This is a genomic window from Streptomyces sp. WAC06614 (assembly GCF_003949795.1).
In the GTDB taxonomy this organism is placed as follows: domain Bacteria; phylum Actinomycetota; class Actinomycetes; order Streptomycetales; family Streptomycetaceae; genus Streptomyces.
Genome location: NZ_RPRY01000484.1, coordinates 1 through 3,767 on the forward strand (window position 1 = coordinate 1; position 3,767 = coordinate 3,767).

Genomic DNA, 3,767 nt, shown 5'->3' on the forward strand with positions numbered 1-3,767 from the left:
GTGGGCGCGGATGTGGGTATGAGGGATAGGTGGGGGGTGCCGGTCACTGTGGAGCGGAAGACGGGGCGGTCTTCCTGGTGGCCCGTTACTTCTACGTGGGTCGGGCTCAGGTGGGTGGCCTCGATCCAGCAGGGGGTGTCCAGTTCGGCGTAGTGGTGGAACTCCGTGGACACGGCGGTGGGGGTGAAGGTGCCGGGGGCGTGCAGGCCGCAGGCGGCCTGGCGGGCGGCTTCGACCAGGACCATGCCCGGGTGGTGGTCGTTGGCGTGCTCGAACAGGATCGGGTGCTCCAGGTCGGGGTTGAGCTGCCAGCGTCCGGGCCGGTCGGCGGCGGCGAGGACGACGTCGAAGGGGAGCAGTCGGCCGGCGGCGGCCGGAGGGATGGGCGGGCGGCGGTCGAGGGGGCGGGTCGCGCCGATCCGGCCGCGGCCGCCCCGGAGTCTGCGGTAGGTGGCGGGGGCGACGCAGCTGAAGCGGGCGGTGCCGGTGGCGGCGAGTTCACCGCCGCGGTGGATGTCGACCTCCAGGAAGCCCGAGAAGCGGTTGCCGCGCCAGCCGAAGTCGGTGCAGGTGGCGATCATTTCGAGCTCGCTGGGGCTGCGGCCGATGCGCAGGCGGTCGGGGCGGGTGCTGAAGTCCAGGCTCCACAGCAGCACGTTGTGGCCGAGCGGGACTCCGTAGACGGCGTGGCAGAGGTAGAGACCGGCCTGCCGGACGGTCTCGCCGGCCTGGACCGGGTCGTGGCTGGTGCCGTCGGCGCTGGTGAAGAACGTGTGCGCGCGCGGCCACTGGCCGGTCAGGTGGAAGGTGTCGTCGTCGAGGCGGTCGCAGCCCGTGAGGAAGACCTCGGCGAGCGAGCTGCGGTGCACGTATTCCTTGGGCACGGTGGTGGTCAGCCGGGGAGCCTCGTTGCAGCGCGTCCATGGCGCTGCGGTCCGCTGCAGGGGGAGTGTCCGCGTGGGCGTGGGGATTGTCAGCATCGTCATGGACCTCTCCGCAGAGCCGTGGTCGACGGATGGGATGGGGTTGCCTATGCGACACGCAAGATACGTACTCTCCGGTTTTGTTTGCAAGGCATGCAAAGACCTTGCGTGTGTCGCCTGTGCGCGCGTGCGGATGCGGGGAGTAGGCGCCGGGAAGGCGCGTACGACGGCCCACCAGCAAACTTCCGGTCGAAGGGAGATCGGGGGGACGCGCGGGTTCCGAGCCAAGTGAGAGCCTGTCTTCCGGTCATATGCCCCGGTCCGGGAGGGTGTTGGGCTCCGGCGTCCGCGGAGGAGAAATCAAGCCGTTGTCGAGGGGCTCTCCGGTGGGCGGGTTCTGCTGGCGTGGGAGGGAGGCGGATGCCAGACTTGGGCCCGCCGCCGGGGAGTTCGAAACCGGATGGGCGGTTTGGAAACACGGGGGGTGGGTGGTTCCTCGCGCCGGGTCAGGGGTTCCTCTGCGAGGGTTTCTCGCGAGGCTCCTGGTGTCGGGGCTGGGGCGCTGCCGCCGTCGTCCGTGGTGAACGCCGCCGATACGTTGTGGAGATGGCCGATGTCACGTCAGCTTCCTCGGGGTGCTCAGGGCCTCCCCGGTGCTCAGGGCCTCCCCGGTGCTCAAGGCCTCCCCGGTGCTCAGGGGTCTTTGGGGTCTCAGGGGTCCTCGGGGTCTCACGGGTCCTCGGGGTCCCAGGTGTCACCGGCCTTTCCGGTTTGTCCTCATGTCATCGATCCCTCGGGCAGTGACATCCATGGCGAGGCCGCGCTGCTCATGGGGCGTGGGCCTGCCACGCAGGTCGTGCTGCCCGGTGGGGTGCGGGCGTGGGTGGTCAGCGGGAGCGGGACGATCCGTCGGCTGCTGGTCGACCCGCGGGTGTCGAAGGACGCCTACCGGCACTGGCCGGCCTGGATCGACGGTGCCGTCGGCGAGGAGTGGCCGCTGGCCATCTGGGTCTCCGTACAGAACATGATCACGGCCTACGGGCCCGAGCACACCCGGCTGCGCCGGCCGGTGGCGGCCGCGTTCACCGCGCGCCGGGTCGCCGGCATGCGGCCGCGCATCGAGGAGGTCGCCGACGAACTGCTGGACCGGCTCGACGCGCGGCCGGCGGGGGAGGTGGTGGACCTGCGCGCGGAGTTCGCGCACGAGCTGCCGACGCGGATCGTCTTCGAGCTGTTCGGGATACCGGAGCGGTCCTGGGCGCCGTTGCACCGCATCATCAAGGGCTTCTTCGACACCGGTATCTCCGCCGAGGACGCCCGGGCCAACGCCGAGCTGCTCTACGCGACGATGACCGACCTGCTCGCGTACCGCCGGGAGCACCCCGGCGACGACCTGACCAGCGCGCTGATCACGGCTCGGGACGAGGGGGAGGGGGACGCGGCGCTCAGTGAGAAGGAGCTGGTGGACAACCTGATCCTGCTGTTCACCGCCGGGTACGAGACCTCCGTCAACCTGATCTGCACCGCGGTCACCGAGTTGCTGCGCCATCCCGGGCAGGCGGCGCTGGTGCGGGACGGGCTCGCCTCGTGGGAGGACGTGGTCGAGGAGGCGCTGCGGCTGGAGCCGCCCGCCTCGTACGCGCTGTTCCGGTTCGCCGTCGAGGACATCGAGGTCCCGGGCGGGGCCGGGGGTGAGCCGCCCGTGGTGATCCCGCGCGGCGATCCGATCCTGGTGTCCTTCGCCTCCGTCGGGCGGGACGCCGGGGTGCACGGGCCGGACGCGGGACGGTTCGACGTCACCCGGCCCACCCGGGGGGACCACCTGTCGTTCGGCTTCGGGACGCACCACTGCCTGGGCGCGACGCTGGCGCGGCTGGAGTGCGCGGTGGCGCTGCGGCGGCTGTTCGACCGGTTCCCGGGGCTGTCCCTGGCGGTGGAACACGGGGAGTTGCGGCGCGTCGAATCGTTCATCTCGAACGGGTTGCGGGAACTGCCGGTGCGGCTGGGGAGGGTCAAGGATTGATCAAGGAATGCTTGGACCGTCCTTGATAAAATACGGACCTTCTGGTTGGTTTCATGGGGGGTGGTGGATCCTGTTGAGGGATCCCGCCGGACAGACCCCAGCACGACGGAGGCAACGGAGGCAACGGAGGCACCGTGGCACGGCAGGAGCGTGCGGTCCGTACGCGTCGCGCGATCTTGGAGGCGGCGGCCGCGGTCTTCGACGAGCGCGGGTACGACGCCGCCACCATCGCGGACATCCTTTCCCGCGCGGGCGTCACCAAGGGCGCCCTGTACTTCCACTTCTCCTCCAAGCAGGAGCTGGCCCAGGGCGTGCTCGACGAGCAGTTCGGTGAGGCCGGGGTGCCGGCCCGGGCCAGCAAACTGCAGGAACTCGTCGACGTCGCGATGGTGTTGGCGTACCGGATGAAGCGGGAGCCGATGCTCAGCGCCGGGGCACGGCTCTCGCTCGGGCCCGGCATGCGGGAGATCTTCGGCGGCGGGTCGGTGCCGGGGTGGATCGAATTCACCCGGCGGCTGCTCGTCGAGGCCAAGGAGCAGGGGGAACTGCTGCCGCACGTGGACCCGGGCGAGACCGCCTGGATCCTGTCCGCCTGCTGGGCGGGGGCGCAGATCTACTCCCAGACGCTGAGCGACCGGGAGGACATCGAGGACCGGGTCGCCGGGGTCTACCAGCACATCTACCCGAGCATCGCGACGCCCGCGGTGCTGGCGCGGATCGACATGGCGGCCGATCGTGGGGAGCGGGTGACCGCGGAGATGGCGGCCGGGGCAGCGGCTGGGGCGGAGCCGGCGATGTCCTGAGGTGGGGGTGGTCCGGGC

At 70.8% G+C, this 3,767-nt stretch carries 3 protein-coding genes; 2 read left to right on the top strand and 1 reads right to left on the bottom strand.

The features are described from left to right. Nucleotides 1-986 (bottom strand): ScbA/BarX family gamma-butyrolactone biosynthesis protein (locus tag EF918_RS33595; RefSeq protein ID WP_260610926.1); only part of this gene is annotated, 986 nt, incomplete at its 3' end. Nucleotides 987-1,752: 766 nt separating this feature from the next. On the opposite strand from EF918_RS33595, the gene EF918_RS33600 reads away from it, so the two are divergent. Then, nucleotides 1,753-2,946 carry a cytochrome P450 gene (locus EF918_RS33600; RefSeq protein ID WP_125652673.1) on the top strand — a complete coding sequence of 398 codons (1,194 nt, stop codon included), beginning with the start codon at nucleotides 1,753-1,755 and terminating at the stop codon, nucleotides 2,944-2,946. Between the two features lie 134 nt (nucleotides 2,947-3,080). Next, complete coding sequence (locus tag EF918_RS33605) at nucleotides 3,081-3,749, top strand: ScbR family autoregulator-binding transcription factor (RefSeq protein ID WP_125652674.1); 669 nt, start codon at nucleotides 3,081-3,083, stop codon at nucleotides 3,747-3,749. Nucleotides 3,750-3,767: the final 18 nt, after the last annotated feature.